The organism is Arsenicicoccus sp. UBA6765 (assembly GCF_002453335.1).
Lineage (GTDB): Bacteria > Actinomycetota > Actinomycetes > Actinomycetales > Dermatophilaceae > Arsenicicoccus > Arsenicicoccus bolidensis.
In genome coordinates this window covers 13,771-33,262 of record NZ_DKGR01000063.1, presented here as the reverse complement: position 1 = coordinate 33,262, position 19,492 = coordinate 13,771, and the positions used below count along the sequence as shown (strand labels likewise).

The window sequence follows — 19,492 nt, the reverse complement described above, 5'->3', positions numbered from 1 at the left end:
CCCTAACGAGGGCCGCTCCGGGACGATGCAGCGGGGTGGTGTTTGTCCCGGCATACGTCGTGTTTTTTCATCCCGGGGCAAGGTGGACGTATGTCGTCGACCGAGACCGCGCCCACCGCGCCGCCCGTGACCCAGCTCCACGGGCACGCGCGCCGCTGGGCGCTCGCCGTGGCCGCCGCCGGACTCCTCGTGCTGGTCATCACCATCGCCTGGAACGTCTTCGCCCCCTGGGGTCAGCGGCTCGACACCCGCGCGTTCGGGTCGATCGCGATCACCGACACCTTCCGCTACCAGCACATCGGGACCGTCCTGGCCGCCGTCGAGGTGCGCACCCTCGCCGCGGCGTTCGCGATCTGCGTGGTGCTCGCGGTGTGGCGGCGCAGGTTCGACCTGGCGCTCGGGGCGCTCGTGGTGGTGGTGGGCGCCAACCTCACGGCCTACCTCACCCGCACCTACCTGATCCACCGCCCGGACTACGGCCTCGACCACCTCGGACCGGTCAACTCCGCGCCGAGCGGGCACGCCGTCGCGTCCTGCTCGATCGCCATCGCGATCGTCCTCGTGACGCCGATGACGATCCGCCTGTGGGTGACCTTCTTCGCCGCGCTGTGGGCGAGCTGGGCCGCCCTCGGCGTCGTGGTCGTCCGCATGAACCGGCCCGGCGACGTGATCGCCGCGATCGCCCTCGTCGCCCTCTGGACGGGCATCGGGGTCGGGGTCGCGGCGCTGGTCGCCGGTCGTCCCCAGCAGCGACGGATGCTGCGGGACTTTCGCACGCAGGTCCGTGGCCTCGGGTGGCAGCGGACCCGTGAGCCCCGGGTCTCCAACGCTCCCTACGGCCTGACGCTGCTGGTCCTGTCCGGCCTGTCGGCCGTCGTGGTGATGGGGGTGCTGCTCGTGTCGTGGGGCGTCGGCGTCCTGTCCAACCCGCTCGGCCTCGTCCTCGGCATCGGCTCGCTGCTGCTGATCGGCGGGCTCGTGGGCGGCCTGGTCGGGGCGACCTCGCGGGCCGTGGAGAAGTACCTGCGCTGAGGGTCCCGCGCCGCCGGCAGGCTCGCCCTGCTGCCGGGACGACCACTCCGCCCTTATGCCGCGCGCCCGGCCCCCTCGTGAGGGACCGGGCGCGCGGCATACGGCGTCATCGCTGTCGACGGGTCAGCGGGCCGGGCCGTTCTTGGGCCGGACCGTGAGGGCCACGCTCGCCGGGTAGGTCTGGCGACCGGTCAGCGTCAGCGTGTGTGCGCCCACCGCCGTGCCGGTGGGCACGGTCCAGCGCAGCGTGCCGGCACCGGTGGCGTCGACCGTGACCGTGCCGACGACGGCGCCGTCCAGGCGGACCGTGACGACGTCGCCGGGCTTCCAGCCGGCCAGGGTGAGCGTGAGCTTCTGGCCCGGCTTGCGGACGCTCTCGTCGACCGTGACCGTGCCGGGCTGGTAGAGGTGCAGCGCCGGGCGGACCCGGACGACCTGGGGGTCGTGGTCGGAGGTCTGCACCGCGAACTCGCTGTTGATGTGCGCGACCTGCAGGGAGGTCGAGCCCTTGAGGTTGGCCGAGACGAGGACGTGGTCGAGGGTCTGGCTGATCCCGTTGAACACGTAGGAGTAGCGCTCGTTCTCGGGAAGCGTCCACATCGTGTCGTGCAGCAGCGCGCCGTCCGCGGTCAGGACCTTCATCGGGGCCGAGAACTGGTAGTCGTTGAAGTCACCGCCGAGGATGACGTTGGCCTGCGGGTCCACGGCCTTGACCTGCTCGACGAAGGCCCGCAGCGACTGCGCCTGCTGCGTGCGCTGCACCTCCGAGGCGCGGTTGGGCGGCTGGAAGCGCCCGTCGGCCGAGTCGTCGCCACCCTTGGAGTTGAAGTGGTTGGCCACGACGATCACCTTGCGGCCGCGGTAGACGAACTCACCGGCCAGCGGCTTGCGGGAGGCGTTCCACGCCGGGTTGGTGGGGTCGACTCGGCCGGGGCTCGCCGACAGCGCGGGGGTGTCCTCCAGGCGGGGGGTCGTGTCCTTGGTGACCGTGGTCGCGCTGGTCGCGGTGCCGCCCGCGCGCTCGACGAAGGTCACCCGCTCGGGGTTGTAGAGCAGGCCCACGCGGATGTTGCCGCCGGGCTGCCCGCCGTCGCGCCCGTCCTCGGGGTCGATGACCGCGGCCTTGTATGCCGGACCGCCCGCGGCCCGGATCGCCGCGATGAGCTTGGCCTCGGTGGTGTCGGAGGAGGTGGTGCCGTCGTTGGTCGCGCCGCTGTCGTCCTGGATCTCCTCCACCGTGATGACGTCGGGGGACCGCAGGTTGGTCGCGACGGCCTGGCCCAGCGCGGCGTACTTGGCGTCGGTGTCGCCGGGCTTGAGGTTCTCGACGTTGAAGGTCGCGACGGTGAGCTGGTCGTCGGCGGCCGGGGCGACGACCGTGCGGGTGAGGCCGTTGTCGGTGCGGGCCCCGAGGCGGGTGGCGGCGATGGTGTAGCCGCCGTAGGTGGACCAGTCGACCGGGCCGGTCGTGGCGCCCGCGAGGACGTCGCCGACGTTGGCGGCCGGGACCTTGCCGTCGACCGGCATGACGAGCATGCGGCCGGTGGGCGTGCGGTCGTAGTCCGCGATGTAGGTGCCGCCACGCGGGGTGCGCAGCTCGCCCGGCTTGGTCTGGACGTAGATCTCGCCGTACTCCGGCTGGCCCGGGCCCAGGACGCGGGCGTCGCCGACGGTGACGAGCTCGCCCTCGTGCGTCTCGTACCACTCGATGGCGGAGCGCCTGGGGTCCAGGGTGAGGTCCTCGACGTTGCCGCTCGGGGGCTTGTGGGCGTAGGTGTCCGGCATGTCGGCCGGCAGCGTCAGGGCGCTCGGCAGGGGGTTGCCGCTGGTCAGGACGTTGACGACCGGCTTGGTGATCTCGGTCATCGACAGGTTGGGGGTGGTCGCGACCGTCTCGCCGCCGGCCAGGGGGTAGTAGTCGCTGATCTGCCCGCTGACGAGGACCGCGTCGCCCTCCTTGACGGTGATCGGGGCCGAGGCGGTGAAGACGAAGACGCCGGTGGAGGCGTTGGCCTTGGCCGGGTCCTTGGTCGGCTGCTGGATCCAGAAGCCCTTGGTGCGACCGGTGCTGCGCACGCCGGTGACGACGCCGGGCACGTTGGTGACGGCCTGGCCCTTGAGCGGGGACACGAATCCGGGGCCCTGGATGTCCTGGATGGTGGTGCTGCCGGGGGTGGGAGTCGGGGTCGGGGTGGGAGTCGGCGTCGGGGTGGGCGTGGGCGTGGGCGTGGGGTCGGTGGGGCCGGTCCCGACGGTGACCGCGGCCGGCGTGGGCGCGCCCGCGGTGTAGTCCTTGCTGTTGTCCCACCCGCTCGTCGGCGCGGGCAGGGCGCGGCTGATCGAGGTGGCGTTGGTGGTGGCCGGTGCGGCCGCCACGACGAAGTCCGTGGCCGTGCCCCAGCCGATGTAGTCCACCACGCCGGCGGCCGCGTCGCAGTCGGCGCCGCAGGCGAGCGCGGTGGACGAGCTGACGAGCGCGATGCGACCCGCGGTGCCGGACATCGCGATGGTGCCCTGCGCGTCGATGCGGGGCAGGGCGGGAGCGGCGGTGTTGGCGCCCGAGGCCTCCGCCACGACATACGTGGCCTTGGGGGCGATGGTGCCGGTCAGGGCCGTCCGCTGCCAGGAGGTGCCGGCGGCGGAGGCGTACTGCACGGACCAGCCGTCGAGCGAGACGGGCTGGTCGGAGGAGTTGTAGAGCTCGACGAAGTCGGTGCGGTAGGGGGCACCGGCGTTGCCGCCGCCCCCGAAGACCTCGGAGATCACGACGGGGCTGGCGGTGTCGACGGCGTTGGCGACGACGGGCACGGCGGCAGCTGTGGTCGCCAGCAGGGCGACGGCACTGAGGCGGCTCACGGCGCGCAGGTGGATGCGCATGATGGGGGCTCCTGGGCTGATGGGGGTGCGACGACGACGTCGCCGGGGAGTGCTCGAACGGTAACCCCGCGTCACGGCGCGGTGGGGGATGGGCACGTGTCCACCCGGTGACCGGCCGGTGAGCAGTCGGCGTCGCTCGACCGCGCGCGACGCCCCAGCAGCGGGGAGGTTCGGTGTCGCTATGACGGCACCAAACCTCCCCGGCGATGGGGGGCGGTGCGAGGGGCCTCACGCGCCGAAGGAGTCGGAGATCTCCCGCAGGCGGCGGTGCAGATCGGCCCAGTAGGCCGGGTCGGTGCTCATCAGGTTGTCGTTGTCGACGAGGTAGCCGGCCTCGCCGTCGATGGTCTCCCGCAGGATGTCGGCGTGCCCCGCGTGCCGGCTCACGTCGGTCGTGACGTGGCCCATGATCACGAGCAGCGTGACCTCGCGTCCGCCCTCGGCCCACCACGGCACGGAGCCCGGCGCGTCCAGCGGCAGCTCCCGGATCGTGGCGTCGGCGTGCGCCCGCACCCGGTCGTAGAACGCCAGCACCTCGGTGGCAGGGACGTCGCGGGGGACCCACATGTCGTCGTTGTCGGCATACGTCTCGTCCCAGGGGAGACGCTCGGGCAGGGGCCGGCCGAAGGTCTCGCCGAAATAGCCCGCCTCGACCCCCGACACGTGGCGCACGAGCCCGAGCAGGTTGGTGCCGGTCGGCGTCATGGGACGGCGCAGGTCGCGCTCGCCGAGGCCGCGCAGCTTCATCAGCAGTGCGTCACGCTGCCGGTCGAGCTGGCGGTGCAGTCGTGACTTCGTGTCGTCGTGCCAGGTCTGGTCCATGGACCCACCCTGGCCGGGCCGGGGGCTGAGCGCCAGGGGTCAGGGACGTCGAGCGCCCACCGTGTCCACCTGGTTGCGCCTCCGCGCGGGGCCCGGCTCGGCATACGGGCTCGGCCCGGGGCTCGACGGTAGGGTGACGGACGTGTTGAGGACGACGGCCGCGATCGCGGCAGGCAAGCTCGCCCGGACCGCCTCGCGGCTGCGGGGAGGTGGCAGCGGCGGCTCGGCGCTCCCGGGCCTGGTGGCGGAGCGGATCGACCCGGGGTTCCTGCGGTCGACGCTCGGGGAGCTGCCGCGCGGGATCGTCGTGGTGAGTGGCACCAACGGCAAGACCACCACCACCAAGATGGTCGTCGCCCTGCTGCGCGCCCACGGGCTGCGCGTGCTGACCAACCCCACCGGGTCCAACTTCACCCGCGGCGTGATCTCCTCGATGCTCGCCGAGCTGCCGCTGACCGGACGCGTCGACGCCGACATCGCCGTCCTGGAGCTCGACGAGGCCCACGCCCTGAAGTTCGCCGAGGTCGTGACCCCCACCCACGCGCTGCTGCTCAACGTCGCCCGCGACCAGCTCGACCGGTTCGCCGAGATCGACCACACCGCAGGCCTGCTCACCCGCCTCGCCGAGCAGACCACCCGGGGCGTCGTGCTCAACCGCGACGACTCCTTCATCTCCCGCATCGACGAGCACGTGCGTCCGGGTGCCGAGGTGCGGTGGTTCGGCGTCGACCCGTCCATCGCCGACCGCCTGCCGGAGCTGCAGGAGGCCGACGTGCGGTTCAGCGAGGCCGACGACGTGCCGGCGGCGGGGCCGTCCGACGGGCTGCTCAAACCGGTCGACGACCACTCGTTCACCGTGGTCTTCGGCGACGGGCACGACGTCGGGCCGGTGACGCTGCGCCAGCGTGGCCTCGCGGCGATGATCAACGCGACCGCGGCGACCTCGCTCGTGCGGCTGCTGCTGGGGGCGGAGTTCCGGCATACGACCGCGTCCGAGGCCCTCGCCACGGTCACCCCGCCGTTCGGGAGGGGCGAGGTCGTCGACGTCGACGGCCAGCCGCTCGAGCTGGTGCTGGTCAAGAACCCCGCCGGGTTCACCGTCGCGCTCGGCACCTACGGCACGACCCCGGTCGCGTCCATGATCGCGATCAACGACAACTACGCCGACGGGCAGGACGTCTCCTGGCTGTATGACGTGAGCTTCGAGTCCCTCCGCGATCTCGGCGTCGCCGTCACGAGCGGCGTCCGCGCCTACGACATGGCGCTGCGGCTCAGGTATGACGACGTGCCCGTGGCCGCGGTCCAGCCCGAGCTCGAGACCGCTCTCGACCTTTTCCTCGCCGAGCACCGCGACGAGCCCAAGCGGATCTTCTGCACCTACACCGCGATGATGGCGCTGCGGCGGGTGCTCGCCCAGCGCTACGACCTGCCGGACTTCGGCGAGGAGGCGAAGGCCTGATGAGCGAGTTCGCGAGCGCCCGGACGCCTGGCACCAGCAAGGGCACGGTCACCCTCGTCCACCTCTACCCGCGCGAGATGAGCATCTACGGCGACCTCGGCAACACGCGGGCGCTCGCCTCCCGGCTGCGGTGGCACGGCTACGACGTCGAGGTGGTCGGGCACGCGCCCGGCGACCCCTGGCGCGACGATGTCCACCTCGTCATGGGCGGCGGGGGCCAGGACTCCGGCCAGGCGCGGGTCGAGTCCGACCTGGAGCGGATCGGCGGCCGGCTCGTGGAGCTGGCGGCCGACGGTTGCCCGATGCTCGCCATCTGCGGCATGTACCAGCTCTTCGGCAACGCCTTCATCACGGTCGAGGGCCAGCGGCTGCCCGGCCTCGGCATCCTCGACGTCACCACGACCGGCAACGCCAAGCGCATGATCGGCGGCATCGTCCTCGACACCGAGTTCGGCGAGGTCGTGGGCTTCGAGAACCACTCGGGCTCCACGGTGCTGGGGCCTGAGCAACAGCCTTTTGGGCGCGTTCGCGCAGGTCAGGGCAACAACGGGCAGGACGGGACCGAGGGCGCGATCACCGGCCACGTCGTCGGGACCTACCTGCACGGTCCGATCCTGCCGGCCAACCCGGCTCTCGCGGACGCCCTGGTCGGGTGGGCGGCGGAGCGGGCGACCGGGCGGGCCTTCGAGCCCGAGCCGATCGACGACACGTATGCCGACCACGCCCGCACCCGCCAGGTCCGCCGACTCGTGGCGGCCACCCGCCGGCGCTGACCCCGGCTCGCTCGGGTGACCGGAAGTGACCTGTCAGGTCGGGTCGTGGCGCCTGTGGGCGGCTTGGGCGACCGGAAGTGACCTGTCAGGCCACGTGGGGTCGTGTGGGGGTCGCCTTGGGGTGCTCAGGCAACCGGAAGTGACCTCCGGGCTCAGGTTGGGCCGCCCGGAGGCCTGGTTGCGGTGCTCAGGCGACCGGAAGTGAGCTGGAGCTCAGGTTGGGTCGCCCGGAGGCCTGGTTGGGGTGCTCAGGTGACCGGAAGTGACCTGTCAGGCCACGTGGGGTCGTGTGGGGTTGGCATGGGTGACCGGAAGTGACCCGGGAGGTCGGGTTGGGTCGTCTGGGGGTCTCGAGGGGAGGTTCAGGCGACCCGAAGTGAGCTCCGGGCTCAGGTTGGGTCGCCCGGAGGCATGGTTGCGGTGCTCAGGCGACGCGAAGTGAGCTCCGGGCTCAGGGTGGGTCGGCTTGGGGTGCTCGGGCGACCGGAAGTGACCTGTCAGGCCAGGTGGGGTCGTGTGGGGTTGGCTTGGGTGACCGGAAGTGACCCGGGAGGTCGGGTTGGGTCGTCTGGGGGTCTCGAGGGGAGGTTCAGGCGACGCGAAGTGAGCTCCGGGCTCAGGTTGGGTCGCCCGGAGGCCTGGTTGCGGTGCTCAGGCGACCGGAAGTGACCTGCCGGGTCAGGTGGGGTCGCGTGGGGGCGGGCTGGGCGACCTTAAGTGACCTGCCGGGGCAGGTGGGGTCGCCTGGTGGCGTCGGTGGCGCCGGGGTGGCGGATCAGGTGGTGGCGGGGCGGCGGTCGGCATACCGGCCCTTGGTCAGCCACCAGATCAGCGCGCCCAGGGCGCCGAGCGGCAGCTCGAGCAGGTGCGTGTAGATCGTGAACAGGACGATGCCCGCGGCGGCCGGTGCGTGCGCGGCCCCGAAGCCGACGAGCGCGATCGCGGTGCCCGCCTCGGTCACGCCGACGCCACCCGGGGTCACCCCGACGGCCGTCAGCAGGCGTCCGACCGCGAACGCCGCGAAGAAGTGGGCCAGCGAGAGCTCCACCCCGGTGGCGCGCAGGCACATGATGAACAGGAGGTACTGGAAGCCGAAGAAGCCGACCAGCCCGAAGGTCATCGGCAACCACCCCGACTCGACGACGTGGCCGATCCGGGAGCGCAGGTCGGCGACCAGGCCGTCGACCCCGGGGCCGTCGGAGCGGCGGCTGAGGCGACGGACGAGCGGCCCGATGAGTCGATCGAGGACGTGACCCGTGGTCGTGGCGACGCGCTCGGAGGCGATGACGGCGACGAACCAGCCGAGCAGCCCGAGGCCGAGGAGCGCGCCGACGGCACCGCCGCGCGCGACCCCGGGCGGCATCGGCTCGCCGGCGATCAGCAGCACGGAGATGCCGAGGACGGGCAGGGCCATGCGGCCGAGGACGTTCCAGACACCGCTGACGATGAGGGAGGTGGAGATGTCGCGGGGGGTGAAGCCCCAGGAGCGATACATGCCGTATGTCGCCGCCGCCCCCATCGCGCCGCCGCCGGGCAGCAGGTTGCCCGCCGCGGAGCCCGCGACGTTGACCATGAGGGCCTGCGGGTGGGTGAGCCCGGCCAGCGACCCGGTCAGCGTGAACGTGTAGCACCACAGCGCCACGACCATGAGCACGAAGAGGCCGATGGTGTTGCCCCAGCTCAGCGCGTCGAGGTGCGCCAGCAGGGCGGACCACGAGGTCTCGGCGAAGTACGGCAGTCCCCACACCAGCAGCGCGACGGCCAGCGCCGTGCCGAGGACAGCCTGCAGGGCGGTGCGCCACCACGATCGACGCTGGTCGCCCCTGGCTCGGGTCGCCCCCGGCTCGTCGGACGTCGCATGCGGGTCGGGCGTCGCACGCGGGTCGGGCGTGGTGTCCCGGGTCGCCGGCGTCGCGGTCGCCCCTGTCGTCTGGTCTGCGTCTGCGGCTGCTGGTCCCGTGTCGCTCGCCTCGGCCGCCCGCCGCTGATCTCCCCCCGGAGTCATGCTCAGCCCAGCCCGTCGAAGATGTCGTGGGCCACCGGTCCGCCGGGCGGCCGCGACGCGTCGACGAACCACTCCCGGCCGAAGACCAGGTCGTAGAGCGGCCGGGGGATCCGCAGGAAGGCCGCCAGCGTGCGGTCGCCGTCGTCCGCCGCGGCCTGCGAGGCGTGGGCGCGCATCGAGGCGCGCTTGGCCGCGATGTGGCGATGGACGTCGATGTGGTGGGTGATCTCGGCGCGGGCGGAGTAGGCCCGGTCGAAGGAGGCGCGGTCGAACTCGGCCGGGAAGGGGTAGACGAGCGCGGCGAGGTCCAGCGCCCGGCAGATCGCGTCGCGCGGGACCGTGGCCTGCAGCACGCGGGGCGTGCCGGCGAGCTCGGCCGCACGCGCCCCGACGTGGTGCACCTGCACGTGGTCGCGGTGACCGTAGCCGCCGTTGCGGTCGTAGGTCAGCAGCACGTCGACGGACTCCTCGCGCAGGATCTGCGCCAGGCGCTCGGCGGCCTCGTCGACGTCGGCGCGCACGAAGCGCGTCATGCCCTCGGGGTCGGGGTAGAGCTCGGCGCCCGACCCGCTGTCGGCGTAGCCCAGCCACTCGACCCGCGCCACGCCGAGCGCGGCGCACGATCGCATCAGCTCGCCGAGACGCCGCTCGCCGAGCGTGCGGGCGGCGGAGCCGGCATACGTGCTGGAGGTCAGGCCGAGGTCACCGTCGGTGGCGGTCACCACGATGACCCGGTGCCCCTCGGCGGCGGCCCTGGCCAGGGTGCCGGAGGTGAGCAGGGCCTCGTCGTCGGGGTGGGCGTGGAACGCGAGCAGTGTGTGAGCCATCGTGGTCATCCTCTCGCATGGCAGGGTGGATGTCGTGAAGGTGGCCTTGCTGTCGGACTGCTATCTGCCGCGCCTCGGTGGCATCGAGGTGCAGGTCCACGACCTCGCGGACCGGCTGCGGCGCTCGGGGCACGAGGTCGAGGTGTTCACGGCCACGCCCGGGCGGGCGGGGGAGCGGCACGGCGCGGTGGAGCTGGTCGACGGCGTCCCGGTGCACCACCTCGCGCTGCGGCTGCCCGGCGACCTGCCGGTCAACCCGCTGGCGCCGCCGGAGCTGCGGCGTCGGCTGCTGGCCGGAGGGTTCGACGTGGCGCACGTGCACATGGGGGTGGTCAGCCCCTTCGCCAGCGACGCGGTCGACGTCGCCCTGTCGGTCGGGCTGCCGACCGCGGTCACCTGGCACTGCGTGCTGGACGCGATGGAGCGGGTGCTCGCCGTCAGCGGGCGCGTGCGTCGGTGGGCCGGGCGAGGTGTCGCGCTGTCGGCGGTGAGTCGTATGGCGGCCCGCCCGCTCGAGCGCCTGGCCACCGACGCGCGGGTCGCCGTGCTGCCCAACGGGATCGACCTGGGCCGCTGGCGATCGCCCACGGCGCCAACGCATCTCGTCGTCGGCACGGTGCCGGAGGGAGTTGCCGGACCGGTCCGGCTCGTCACCGCCATGCGCCTCGCGCGACGCAAGCGCGCCGTCCCCCTCGCGCGGGTGGCACGCCGGGTCGACGACCTCGTCGGCGACCAGATCGACTGGCGCATCGAGGTGTTCGGCGAGGGGCCGCAGCGCGGGCTGGTGCAGGCCTACCTGCGCACCCACGGCCTGACCGACCGGGTCCTGCTGCGGGGCAGGGTGTCTCGCGACCAGCTCCTCGAGTCCTACCGTGGCGCAGCGGCCTACGTCTCGCCGACGGTGCTGGAGGCCTTCGGCATCGCCGCGCTCGAGGCACGGGCCGCAGGGCTGCCGGTCGTCGGTCGACGCGGCAGCGGGGTGGAGGAGTTCGTCGAGCACGGCGTGACGGGGCTGCTCGCGGGGGGCGACCGGGAGCTGGCCGCTCACGTGGCTACCCTGGTGCTCGACCCCGTTGCCCGGCAACGACTTCGGCGGCAGAGCCTGGAGACGCCGCCCACGCAGTCGTGGCCCGCGGTGGTGGGGATGGTGGAGGCGGAGTATGCGCGGGCCGGGCGGCTCGCGAGGAGGGGCAGGACATGAGTGGGGACCAACCAGGTCTGCTGAGCGAGGACGAGTACGGTCGCGTGGTCCGCCACGGGCGGGTGCTGGACTCGCCCGTGCAGGTCGACGGCTACGACCACGACGGGCGTCGCCGCGTGGCGATCGACCTGCCGCACGGCGTGACGCCCGAGGACCTGCTGCGCAGCCACGGCTGGGAGCCTGGCGCGCCGCTCGCCGCCGAGCGGTCGCTGGGGGACCCGCACGCCGTGGTCCTGTCCTACGCGGTGCGGCACCGCCCGGAGGGCCCGGAGCCGTTGCCCGTGGTGACCACCCCGATGGACGCCAGCATCGAGCTGGATCCCGACGAGCCGCCGTTGGTGCGCACGCGGGTCGCGGCATACGCCGTCGTGGTCGGCCCCCTCGGGGTGCTGCTGACCGAGGCGTCGGACCGCACCAACGCCGCGGGCGCGTGGGGGCTGCCCGGTGGCGGCGTGGAGCCGGGGGAGGACCCGGCGGCCGCCGTGGTGCGCGAGGTCTGGGAGGAGACCGGTCAGGACATCATGCGGCCGCGACTGGTGGCGGTCCGCAGCCACCACTGGATCGGCTTGTCCCCCAAGGGAGTCCTGGAGGACTTCCAGGCGGTGCGGCTGGTCTATCGCGCCGAGGTCGTGGGCAGCCACGACGTCGTGGTGCACGACCGCGACGGCACGACGGCCTCCGCGGCGTGGGTCTCGGCGGACGTCGTGCGGGGGCAGGGGCTCCGGCTGGCGCCGGCCTGGTCCGACCTGGCCGACCTGCTGCCGTCCGACCGGCCGGACTGAGGCGGCTCCCTCAACGGCCACGACGAGCGATGCCCACGGCGCCGACCAGCAGCAGGAGGACGCCGACGCCCACCACGATCCACGGGCCCTGGGTGACGAGGTCGATGCTCATCACCGCCAGCTCGCGCAGCAGCACCGAGGCGGCGCACAGGAGCCCGAGCAGGCCGACGACGATCGCCGGGGCGTAGGGGCCGCGCGGCTGCGTGGTCGCCTCGAGCTCCGCGAGACGGTGCGCCTCGTCGGGGTCGATGGGGTAGTAGCGCTGGTCGCTCATCGCGCGACCTCCTCGATGATCAGGTCCCCGAGGCCGACCTGGCCCCGCAGGACGAGCACGGGTGTGCCGGTGCCGATGGTGGTGTCCGTCTCGCCGAGGTCCGTCCTGGACCCGTCGGGATGACGGAGGACGACGTCGCCGAGCCCGACGTGGCTCTTGACCCGCACCGGCATCCCCTGGGGGATGCGGACGGTCATCTCGCCGACCCCGACCTGCACGCTGACCTCCTGCCCGTTGAGGCTGGAGGCCTCCACGGAGGTCAGGTCCAGGACGCTGTCGCCGGCGCCCACCTGGTATGACGTGCCGCCGTCCAGCGTGGTCGGCGCCCAGTGCTGGTCCATCGACGAGGACGAGAAGGACGTCGCCCCGTCGGCCACGTCGAGGCGCAGGGGGCCACCGAGGGACAGGGTGATGATGGCCAGGGCGAGGACGAGCGGGACGGTGAAGCCGCCGCGCCGGCCGGCCAGACCCACGACCACCAGCAGCGCCGAGACGAGCCCGAGGGCCGTGGCCGCCGCGATCGCGTAGGGGTGGTCGACGTGGATCCGACCGGTCTGGTGGGCCGCGAGGACCGCGCCGATGCCGGCGGCGGCGAGCCCGATGGCCGCGACGGTGCCCGGCCAGCCGAGGGTGGGTCGGCGGCGACGCATCGGGACGTAGGCGGCAGCAGGCGGGACGACCCGCGTCGCACCCGAGATGAGGTGCTCCGGCACGGCCCCTGCGGCCGTGGGCCAGCTCATGGCCGGGCTGGAGCCGACGCCGTCACCGGTGGCGGTGGCGGTGGTGGTGGTGTCACCGACGGAAGCGTCGAGGGCACCGCGGGGGGTCGCGTCCAGCGGCTCGACCGCGGGGAGGGCCAGCATGCTCGGTGAGGCGTCGGGGACACGATCGCCAAAGGGGTGGTCCGCAGAGGGCTGCTCGGCGGAGGGGTGCTCCAGGGCGGCCTGCTCGGTGCCGACCTCCGTGACGGACCCGTGCTGGCCTCGGTTGCGACGGGACCACCAGTAGTACGCGCCGACCCCGAAGAAGACCATGACGACGATCCGGCCCACGTTGCCCCCGGGGGAGCCGTCGTGGAACCCGAACGCGTCGGTGAAACCACCCAGGCTGACCAACAGCGTGAAGACCAGCAGCACCACGGAGTTGCCGTCCCCGCGGCGCAGGGCCTTCTCGAGCGGGATCTCGCCCTTGGTGTCCGCGAGCAGCAGGAAGGCGACGAAGTAGGCCGGGAAGGCGATGCCGCCCATGACCAGCAGCACGATCCACACGATGCGGACGACGATCGGGTCGATGCCGATCTTGTCGGCGACGCCGCCGCAGACCCCGGCGACCCAGCGGTGCGACAGCCGGCGGCGGATGCCGGTGCCGCGCACGCCGCGGAAGAACCGGTCGAGCGCGTCCGGCTGGTGCTCGGTGGCCTCGGGCGGACCCGGTGGCGTGGGAGGCGGCTGCTGCGTCATACCGACAATCTCTCTCCCCGGCGCGGGGGTGGGCCATGAGGGTCGCCCCTGACCCCACCCTGACGATCCCCTGACGTGCGGGTCAGACCCTCGTCCCGGCGGCGTCCATGGGTGAGGATGGGGAGGTGCCCACCCCCTACGAGACCCAGCGCGTCGAGCAGCAGCAGCCGGCGCCACGGCTGCTGCGCCCGGTCGACAGCGGCTGGGTCGCGGGCGTGTGCGCGGGGCTCGCGGAGCACCTGCGCATCCAGGTGGGCGTGATCCGGATGGCTCTCGTGCTCCTGACGATGTTCGGGATGGGCACGGGCGTGATCCTCTATCTCGCCGTCTGGGCGCTCACCCCGCAGCGGCTCGGGCCGGGGGGCACCACGCGCACGGCGCCGCAGGTGCCCGGGGCGGCCGGATCGACGGGCTCGGCAGGAACCACGGGGTTGGGCGGGTCGGCTGCTGGGGGAGGCGCCACGCGATGGCCCCTCCTGCGCCAGCGGCTGCTGCACGACGAGGCCGTGGTCAACGTCCTGCTGGGGCTGGCCCTGGTGGTCGGCGGGCTCGCGGTCGTGCTCACCCGGCACGGCGTCGACCTGCGGCTCGGCGTGACCCTGCCGCTCGCCCTCATCGCCAGCGGCGCCATCGTCGTCTGGACCCAGCTCGACCGCACCGAGCGCGACCGCTTCCTGCAGCTGTCGGCCGCCGACTCGCGCGCCGGCCTGGCGCGCGTCGTCACCGGGGTCCTGCTGACCCTGGCCGGGGTCGTCGTCCTCGCCAGCCGCGCCCAGGGCGTCGGCGGGCTCGGCGACGCGGCCCTGTCGGCCCTGGCGGTCCTGCTGGGGCTCGTCGTCATCCTCGCCCCCTGGGCCATCCGGCTCTGGGACGGGCTCAAGGCCGAGCAGGCGGAGCGGGTGCGCGCCACCGAGCGCGCCGACATCGCCGCCCACCTGCACGACTCCGTCCTGCAGACCCTCGCCCTCATCCAGCGCAAGGCCGACGACCCCACGGCGGTCCAGCGGCTGGCCCGGGCCCAGGAGCGCGAGCTGCGCACCTGGCTGTATGGCGGAGGCAGCTCCACCCCCACCACGCTCTCGGCGGCCGCGGCCGAGGTGGCGCACGACGTCGAGGACCGGCACGGCGTCCCGATCGACCTCGTCGTCACGGGCGACGTCGGCCTGGACGCGGACGTCTCGGCGCTGGTCAAGGCCCTCGGCGAGGCGCTCAACAACGCCGTCCGCCACGGCGCCGCGCCGGTGTCGGCCTATGTCGAGGCGGGGCCGCTCGGGATCGAGGCCTTCGTCCGTGACCACGGGCCGGGCTTCGACCTCGGCGAGGTGCCGCTCGACCGTCTCGGGGTGCGGGGCTCGATCGTCGACCGGATGGACCGCCACGGCGGCACCGCGCGGATCCGCCGCCTCGAGGACGGCACCGAGGTCTCGCTGACCCTCCCACCACGACCCACGACCGAGGAGTCCTGATGCTTCCCCCGACGACCCCGATCCGCCTCGTCCTCGTCGACGACCACAAGATGTTCCGGGCGGGCGTGCGCACCGAGCTCGACACGTCGCTGCCGGTGGTGGGGGAGGCGGGCGACGTGGGGTCGGCCGTCGCCGTCATCAAGGCCGAGCGCCCCGACGTCGTGCTCCTCGACGTGCACCTGCCCGGCGGCGACGGGCGCGGCGGCACGGACGTCATCCTCGGGTGCGCCGGCACGGCGACCGAGGCCGGGGTGCCCGTGCGCTTCCTCGCCCTGTCGGTCAGCGACGCCGCCGAGGACGTCATCTCCGTCATCCGCGCCGGGGCCCGTGGCTATGTCACCAAGACGATCAGCGGCAACGACCTGGTCAGCGCCATCCGGCGGGTGGCCGACGGGGACGCGGTGTTCAGCCCTCGGCTGGCGGGGTTCGTGCTCGACGCGTTCGGGGCCGCGGCGGGTGAGATCGCCGAGGTCGACGAGGAGCTGGACCGGCTGTCGGCGCGCGAGCGCGAGGTCATGCGGCTGATCGCGCGGGGCTACCAGTACAAGGAGGTGGCCAAGGAGTTGTTCATCTCCGTCAAGACCGTCGAGACGCACGTGTCGAGCGTGCTGCGCAAGCTGCAGCTGTCGAGCCGCCACGAGCTCACCGCGTGGGCGATGAACCGCCACCTCCTCTAGACCTACCTCAGGTAGGCACAACCGCCCGGGTTAGCACGCCACGTCGATGGACCCGCCGGGGGTAAAGGCATCAGCCTGGCGAACGACGGCCGGTCGATGCCTCTACCGGGGGCGGGTCTGAAGGCGGGACGGCGACGCCCGCCGGTCCCCGAGGGGCGGCGGGCGTCGGCATACGGCCTGCTCGGTCAGCCCAGAGCAGCCCTGCTCGGTGAGCCCAGAGCAGCAGAGTGCAGCCGAGAGCAGCCGAGCGGTGGGGCCAGGATCAGGGCAGGGCCATCCGGAAGATCGTGCGCCAGGTCTGGCCGATCTGCCGGTGCAGCGGACCCGTGACGTAGGGCAGGCCGTAGCGGTCGCAGATCTCGCGCACGCGCACCGCGATCTCGGCATACCGGTTGCTCGGCAGGTCCGGGAACAGGTGGTGCTCGATCTGGTGCGACAGGTTGCCGGTCATCAGGTGCATGAGCTTGCTGCCGGAGATGTTGCAGGAGCCGATCATCTGGCGGATGTACCAGTCGCCGCGGGTCTCGCCCTCGATCATCTCCTCGGTGAAGAACTCGACACCGTCGGGGAAGTGACCGCAGAAGATCACGGTGTGCGCCCACAGGTTGCGGATGCAGTTGGCGGCGAAGGTGCCGGCCAGCGTGGCTTTGCCGGACCCGGTGAGCGACGCCAGGGCGGGGGTCGCGACGTAGTCCTTGCCGGCCTGCTTGACGGCCTTGACGCCGAGGGCCTTGAGGTCGGCGTTGAGCGCCTCGCGGGACTTGCGGCCCTCCTGCACGTCGACGAGCTCGAGGTCGTAGAACGCGATGCCCCACTCGAAGAACGGCGCGAGGATCGCGTTGTAGACCGGGTTGAGCACGTTGTAGGGCTTCCACGGCTGGTCCGAGCTGATCCGCAGGAGGTTGTAGCCCACGTCGTTGTCCTTGCCCACGACGTTGGTCCACGTGTGGTGCAGGTCGTTGTGGGTGTGCTTCCAGCCCTTGGCCGGGGCCACGAAGTCCCACTCCCAGGTGGAGGAGTGGATGTCCGGGTCGCGCATCCAGTCCCACTGGCCGTGGATGACGTTGTGGCCGATCTCCATGTTCTCGAGGATCTTGGCGACCGACATGAGGCCGACGCCGGCGACCCAGGCGGACTTGCGCTTGCCGGCGAGCACCAGCGTGGCGCGGCCGGCGAGCTCGAGGCTGCGCTGCACGCGGATCACCCGACGGATGTATGCCGCGTCGGCGGCCCCTCGCGAGGCGACGATGTCGGCGCGGATCTGGTCGAGCTCGCGCCCGAGCTCGGCGACCTGCTCGTCGGTCAGGTGCTGGGCGTGGTCGGGGCGGCGCACGGGGCGACCGCTGTCGGCCAGGCCGGGGTTGCGGGTGGGGATCGCGGGCAGCTGCTCGCGGGTGGGGGTGGCGCCGTCGGTGGGTGCGGTGGGGCGCTCGGCCGTGGTGGTCATGTGACCCTCCTCAGATCTCGAGATGGCAGGGTCCCGCGGCTGCGGAGACACAGGTCTGGATGGATTGTCCCTCGTCGCCGTGGACCTCGCCGGTGCGCAGGTCGCGCACCTTGCCGGCCCGCAGCGGGGTGAGACAGGTGTGGCAGATGCCCATGCGGCAGCCGCTGGGCATCATGACGCCGGCCGACTCGGCGGCCTCGAGCAGCGTGGTGTCGCCGTCGACCTCGATCTCCTTGTCGGAGCGCAGGAAGGTCACGACACCGCCCTCGCCGCCCTGGCCGTCGAGGACGACGGGCGCGAAGCGCTCGATGACGAGCGAGTGCCGGGCGTCGGCGTCGTGCCACAGGCGCTCGGCCGCGTCGAGCATCTCGGGCGGACCGCAGGCGTATGACGCTCGCGAGCGCCAGTCGGGGCACAGCTCGTCGAGCGCGGCGGTCGAGGTGAGGTCGATGCGACCGCGCTCGCCGGAGTACCAGTGGACGACCCGCAGGCCGGGGTGGGCGGTCGACAGCTCGGCCAGCTCCTCGGCGAACAGCGCGTCCTGCGCCGTGCGGGAGCTGTGGACCAGCACGACGTCGGCGTCGTCACGGTGACCGACCAGCGTGCGGATCATCGACATGACGGGGGTCAGCCCGCTGCCGGCGGTGAGCATGAGCAGGGGGCGCGGGTGCTCGGGGAGCACGAAGTCTCCCTGGGGGACGTCCAGGTGCAGCACGTCGCCGGGGCGGGTGCGGTGCACGAGCGAGTCCGAGACGAGGCCCTCGGCGTGGACCGTGATGGCCGGGTCCTCGCCGGCCGCGGTGGTCAGCGAGTAGGACCGCCAGTGGCGGACGCCGTCGACCTCGACGCCGACGCGGGCCCACTGGCCGGCCATGTGGGGGTCCCAGCCGTGGCCGGGGCGGAAGTGGATGGTCGCCGTGTCGGTCGTCTCGGGGACGACGGAGGTGACGACACCGCGGAGCTGGCGGGCCGACGACAGGGGATTGATCAGGGACAGGAAGTCCTGGGGGCTGAGCGGGGTCGTCAACGGCTTGGCCAGGGGCGACAGCACGGGGCTGACGGCCTTGGCCAGGCGATCGAGCGGACGCATGGACGGCATACTCCAGTATTTCCCACGCAGGGCCTTTCATACTCGTCGGCGCGCGCCCGAATCGCGCCGAGGGACTATCACGCGACGATAGAATCGGGCCCCATGAGCCTCGACCGTCCCGCTGAAGCGCCACCATGGTTGTCGTTGCCCGCTGAAGTGTCCGAGCTGCTGCGGCCCCGCGTCGTCGAGATCGTCGACCAGATCATCCGCGCCGTCCCACGTGACGTTCCCGACTACGCGCGCCCCATGGAGGGCCGCTTCGGGCAGGGGCTGCACCAGGGCGTCGCCATCGCCCTCGACCGCTTCCTCGACCTGCCGGGGACGGACCGTCCGGCCCTCGAGCCGGACTCCAGACGGGTGTATGCCGGGCTGGGTCGCGGCGAGTTCCGCTCGGGGCGCCAGCTGGGGTCGCTGCTCGCGGCCTACCGCTCCGGCGCCCGCGTGACCTTCCGCACCGCGGCCCAGATCGCGGTGGACGCAGGCGTCTCCCCGGACGTGATCGTGCCCCTCGGCGAGTCGATCTTCGCCTACATCGACGAGCTGTCGGCCGCCTCGGTCGAGGGCTACGCCGACGAGCAGAACGAGCAGCTGGGCGAGGTGGAGCGCCGGCGCACCGAGCTCGCCCTGCTGGTCCTGCACGGGCGGGCCTCGTCGGCGGGCGTCGACCAGGCGGCGCTCGCGGCGGGCTGGGCGCTGCCACCGGAGCTGGCGGTCGTGGCGCTGCGCCGCGAGCAGGCCCAGGGGCTGCGTCTCGCCCTCGGCCGCGGCGCCCTGGTGGTCGAGCGCGAGGACGACGTCGTGGCGCTGGTCCCGGCGCCCACGACCGAGCGTGCGCGGCGCGACCTGGAGCGGGCGCTGCGCGGCCGGGGTGCGGTGGTGGGGCCGACCCGTCCGTGGAACGAGGCGCCCGAGTCGTTGCGCCTCACCGTGCTGACGATCGCCCGCCTCGAGCAGGCCGCGGCGGCGGGGATGGAGCGTCCCGACACGGTCTTCGTCGGCGACCACCTGGCCCAGCTAGCCCTGCACGCCGAGCCCGCCGTCGTCGCGGACCTGGCGCGGATCCGGCTCGCGCCCCTGGACGCGTTCGCCCCCGCCACCCGTGAGCGGCTGGCCGAGACCCTGCTGCAGTGGCTCGTCCACTGGGGGCAGCGCCAGCCCGTGGCCGAGGCCCTGTCGATCCACCCGCAGACGGTGGGCTACCGCGTGACCCAGCTGCGCGAGGCCTTCGGCGCCGACCTCGACGACCCGGACGTGCGCTTCGAGCTGCTCATGGTCCTGCGGGCCGGTCACCGCTAGGTAT

The 19,492-nt window shown here is 73.0% G+C and carries 16 protein-coding genes; 8 read left to right on the top strand and 8 right to left on the bottom strand.

What is annotated here, in order from left to right; translation table 11 throughout:
* The first annotated feature begins 90 nt into the window (after positions 1-90).
* Entirely contained in the window at positions 91-1,032 is a 942-nt protein-coding gene (locus B4K29_RS17075; protein WP_019285547.1) for a hypothetical protein, read from the top strand.
* 123 nt (positions 1,033-1,155) lie between these two features.
* On the opposite strand, the gene B4K29_RS17070 is transcribed toward B4K29_RS17075, so the two are convergent.
* Positions 1,156-3,909, bottom strand: a complete 2,754-nt coding sequence (locus B4K29_RS17070) for a lamin tail domain-containing protein (RefSeq protein ID WP_286968351.1) — start codon at positions 3,907-3,909, stop codon at positions 1,156-1,158.
* Positions 3,910-4,137: 228 nt separating this feature from the next.
* Positions 4,138-4,731, bottom strand: coding sequence for a DinB family protein (locus tag B4K29_RS17065; RefSeq protein WP_286968349.1), 594 nt, complete (start codon positions 4,729-4,731; stop codon positions 4,138-4,140).
* Between the two features lie 142 nt (positions 4,732-4,873).
* Here B4K29_RS17065 and B4K29_RS17060 point away from each other — a divergent pair, with 142 nt between their 5' ends.
* Positions 4,874-6,190 (top strand): Mur ligase family protein, encoded by a 1,317-nt coding sequence (locus B4K29_RS17060; protein WP_286968347.1) that lies wholly within the window; start codon positions 4,874-4,876, stop codon positions 6,188-6,190.
* On the top strand, positions 6,190-6,963 hold the full coding sequence (locus tag B4K29_RS17055) for a type 1 glutamine amidotransferase (protein ID WP_286957842.1): 774 nt from the start codon (positions 6,190-6,192) through the stop codon (positions 6,961-6,963). Before B4K29_RS17060 ends, B4K29_RS17055 begins: the two co-directional genes overlap by 1 nt.
* A 775-nt stretch (positions 6,964-7,738) precedes the next feature.
* Here the strand turns inward: B4K29_RS17055 and B4K29_RS17050 are convergent.
* Together B4K29_RS17050 and B4K29_RS17045 are read right to left on the bottom strand one after the other, a co-directional pair.
* Complete coding sequence (locus B4K29_RS17050) at positions 7,739-8,968, bottom strand: lysylphosphatidylglycerol synthase domain-containing protein (protein WP_286968344.1); 1,230 nt, start codon at positions 8,966-8,968, stop codon at positions 7,739-7,741.
* Positions 8,969-8,970: 2 nt separating this feature from the next.
* Positions 8,971-9,795, bottom strand: coding sequence for a PIG-L deacetylase family protein (locus tag B4K29_RS17045; RefSeq protein ID WP_286968342.1), 825 nt, complete (start codon positions 9,793-9,795; stop codon positions 8,971-8,973).
* A 34-nt stretch (positions 9,796-9,829) separates the two neighbouring features.
* Here B4K29_RS17045 and B4K29_RS17040 point away from each other — a divergent pair, with 34 nt between their 5' ends.
* Complete coding sequence (locus B4K29_RS17040) at positions 9,830-10,996, top strand: glycosyltransferase family 4 protein (RefSeq protein WP_286968340.1); 1,167 nt, start codon at positions 9,830-9,832, stop codon at positions 10,994-10,996.
* Positions 10,993-11,778, top strand: a complete 786-nt coding sequence (locus tag B4K29_RS17035) for an NUDIX hydrolase (protein ID WP_286968338.1) — start codon at positions 10,993-10,995, stop codon at positions 11,776-11,778. The genes B4K29_RS17040 and B4K29_RS17035 overlap by 4 nt, the downstream gene beginning before the upstream one ends.
* A gap of 10 nt (positions 11,779-11,788) precedes the next feature.
* Here B4K29_RS17035 and B4K29_RS17030 read toward each other — a convergent pair whose 3' ends face one another.
* Both B4K29_RS17030 and B4K29_RS17025 read right to left on the bottom strand, forming a co-directional pair.
* A complete protein-coding gene (locus tag B4K29_RS17030) occupies positions 11,789-12,052 on the bottom strand; it encodes a hypothetical protein (RefSeq protein ID WP_019285557.1) in 264 nt (87 codons plus the stop codon).
* The gene (locus B4K29_RS17025) at positions 12,049-13,512 is read right to left on the bottom strand and encodes a PspC domain-containing protein (RefSeq protein ID WP_286968336.1); all 1,464 of its coding nucleotides are present in this window, start codon (positions 13,510-13,512) and stop codon (positions 12,049-12,051) included. Before B4K29_RS17025 ends, B4K29_RS17030 begins: the two co-directional genes overlap by 4 nt.
* A gap of 125 nt (positions 13,513-13,637) precedes the next feature.
* Between B4K29_RS17025 and B4K29_RS17020 the strand changes: the two genes are divergently transcribed.
* Together B4K29_RS17020 and B4K29_RS17015 are read left to right on the top strand one after the other, a co-directional pair.
* Positions 13,638-14,978 (top strand): ATP-binding protein, encoded by a 1,341-nt coding sequence (locus B4K29_RS17020; protein WP_239266514.1) that lies wholly within the window; start codon positions 13,638-13,640, stop codon positions 14,976-14,978.
* Positions 14,978-15,655: a LuxR C-terminal-related transcriptional regulator gene (locus tag B4K29_RS17015; protein ID WP_029212508.1), complete on the top strand. Its 678-nt coding sequence runs from the start codon at positions 14,978-14,980 to the stop codon at positions 15,653-15,655. The genes B4K29_RS17020 and B4K29_RS17015 overlap by 1 nt, the downstream gene beginning before the upstream one ends.
* Positions 15,656-15,917: 262 nt before the next feature.
* Here B4K29_RS17015 and B4K29_RS17010 read toward each other — a convergent pair whose 3' ends face one another.
* Entirely contained in the window at positions 15,918-17,102 is a 1,185-nt protein-coding gene (locus tag B4K29_RS17010) for a fatty acid desaturase family protein (protein ID WP_286968332.1), read from the bottom strand.
* 10 nt (positions 17,103-17,112) lie between these two features.
* Positions 17,113-18,192: a ferredoxin reductase gene (locus B4K29_RS17005; protein WP_029212507.1), complete on the bottom strand. Its 1,080-nt coding sequence runs from the start codon at positions 18,190-18,192 to the stop codon at positions 17,113-17,115.
* Between the two features lie 102 nt (positions 18,193-18,294).
* Between B4K29_RS17005 and B4K29_RS17000 the strand changes: the two genes are divergently transcribed.
* Positions 18,295-19,488, top strand: coding sequence for a PucR family transcriptional regulator (locus tag B4K29_RS17000; protein ID WP_286968330.1), 1,194 nt, complete (start codon positions 18,295-18,297; stop codon positions 19,486-19,488).
* Positions 19,489-19,492 lie beyond the last annotated feature (4 nt).

Bases quoted from the DNA above. Each gene is read 5' to 3' on its own strand.
- B4K29_RS17075 (WP_019285547.1), top strand. From the start codon at position 91: ATGTCGTCGACCGAGACCGCGCCCACCGCGCCGCCCGTGACCCAGCTC.
- B4K29_RS17070 (WP_286968351.1), bottom strand. From the start codon at position 3,909: ATGCGCATCCACCTGCGCGCCGTGAGCCGCCTCAGTGCCGTCGCCCTG.
- B4K29_RS17065 (WP_286968349.1), bottom strand. From the start codon at position 4,731: ATGGACCAGACCTGGCACGACGACACGAAGTCACGACTGCACCGCCAG.
- B4K29_RS17055 (WP_286957842.1), top strand. From the start codon at position 6,190: ATGAGCGAGTTCGCGAGCGCCCGGACGCCTGGCACCAGCAAGGGCACG.
- B4K29_RS17050 (WP_286968344.1), bottom strand. From the start codon at position 8,968: ATGACTCCGGGGGGAGATCAGCGGCGGGCGGCCGAGGCGAGCGACACG.
- B4K29_RS17045 (WP_286968342.1), bottom strand. From the start codon at position 9,795: ATGGCTCACACACTGCTCGCGTTCCACGCCCACCCCGACGACGAGGCC.
- B4K29_RS17035 (WP_286968338.1), top strand. From the start codon at position 10,993: ATGAGTGGGGACCAACCAGGTCTGCTGAGCGAGGACGAGTACGGTCGC.
- B4K29_RS17030 (WP_019285557.1), bottom strand. From the start codon at position 12,052: ATGAGCGACCAGCGCTACTACCCCATCGACCCCGACGAGGCGCACCGT.
- B4K29_RS17025 (WP_286968336.1), bottom strand. From the start codon at position 13,512: ATGACGCAGCAGCCGCCTCCCACGCCACCGGGTCCGCCCGAGGCCACC.
- B4K29_RS17015 (WP_029212508.1), top strand. From the start codon at position 14,978: ATGCTTCCCCCGACGACCCCGATCCGCCTCGTCCTCGTCGACGACCAC.
- B4K29_RS17010 (WP_286968332.1), bottom strand. From the start codon at position 17,102: ATGACCACCACGGCCGAGCGCCCCACCGCACCCACCGACGGCGCCACC.
- B4K29_RS17005 (WP_029212507.1), bottom strand. From the start codon at position 18,192: ATGCGTCCGCTCGATCGCCTGGCCAAGGCCGTCAGCCCCGTGCTGTCG.
- B4K29_RS17000 (WP_286968330.1), top strand. From the start codon at position 18,295: ATGAGCCTCGACCGTCCCGCTGAAGCGCCACCATGGTTGTCGTTGCCC.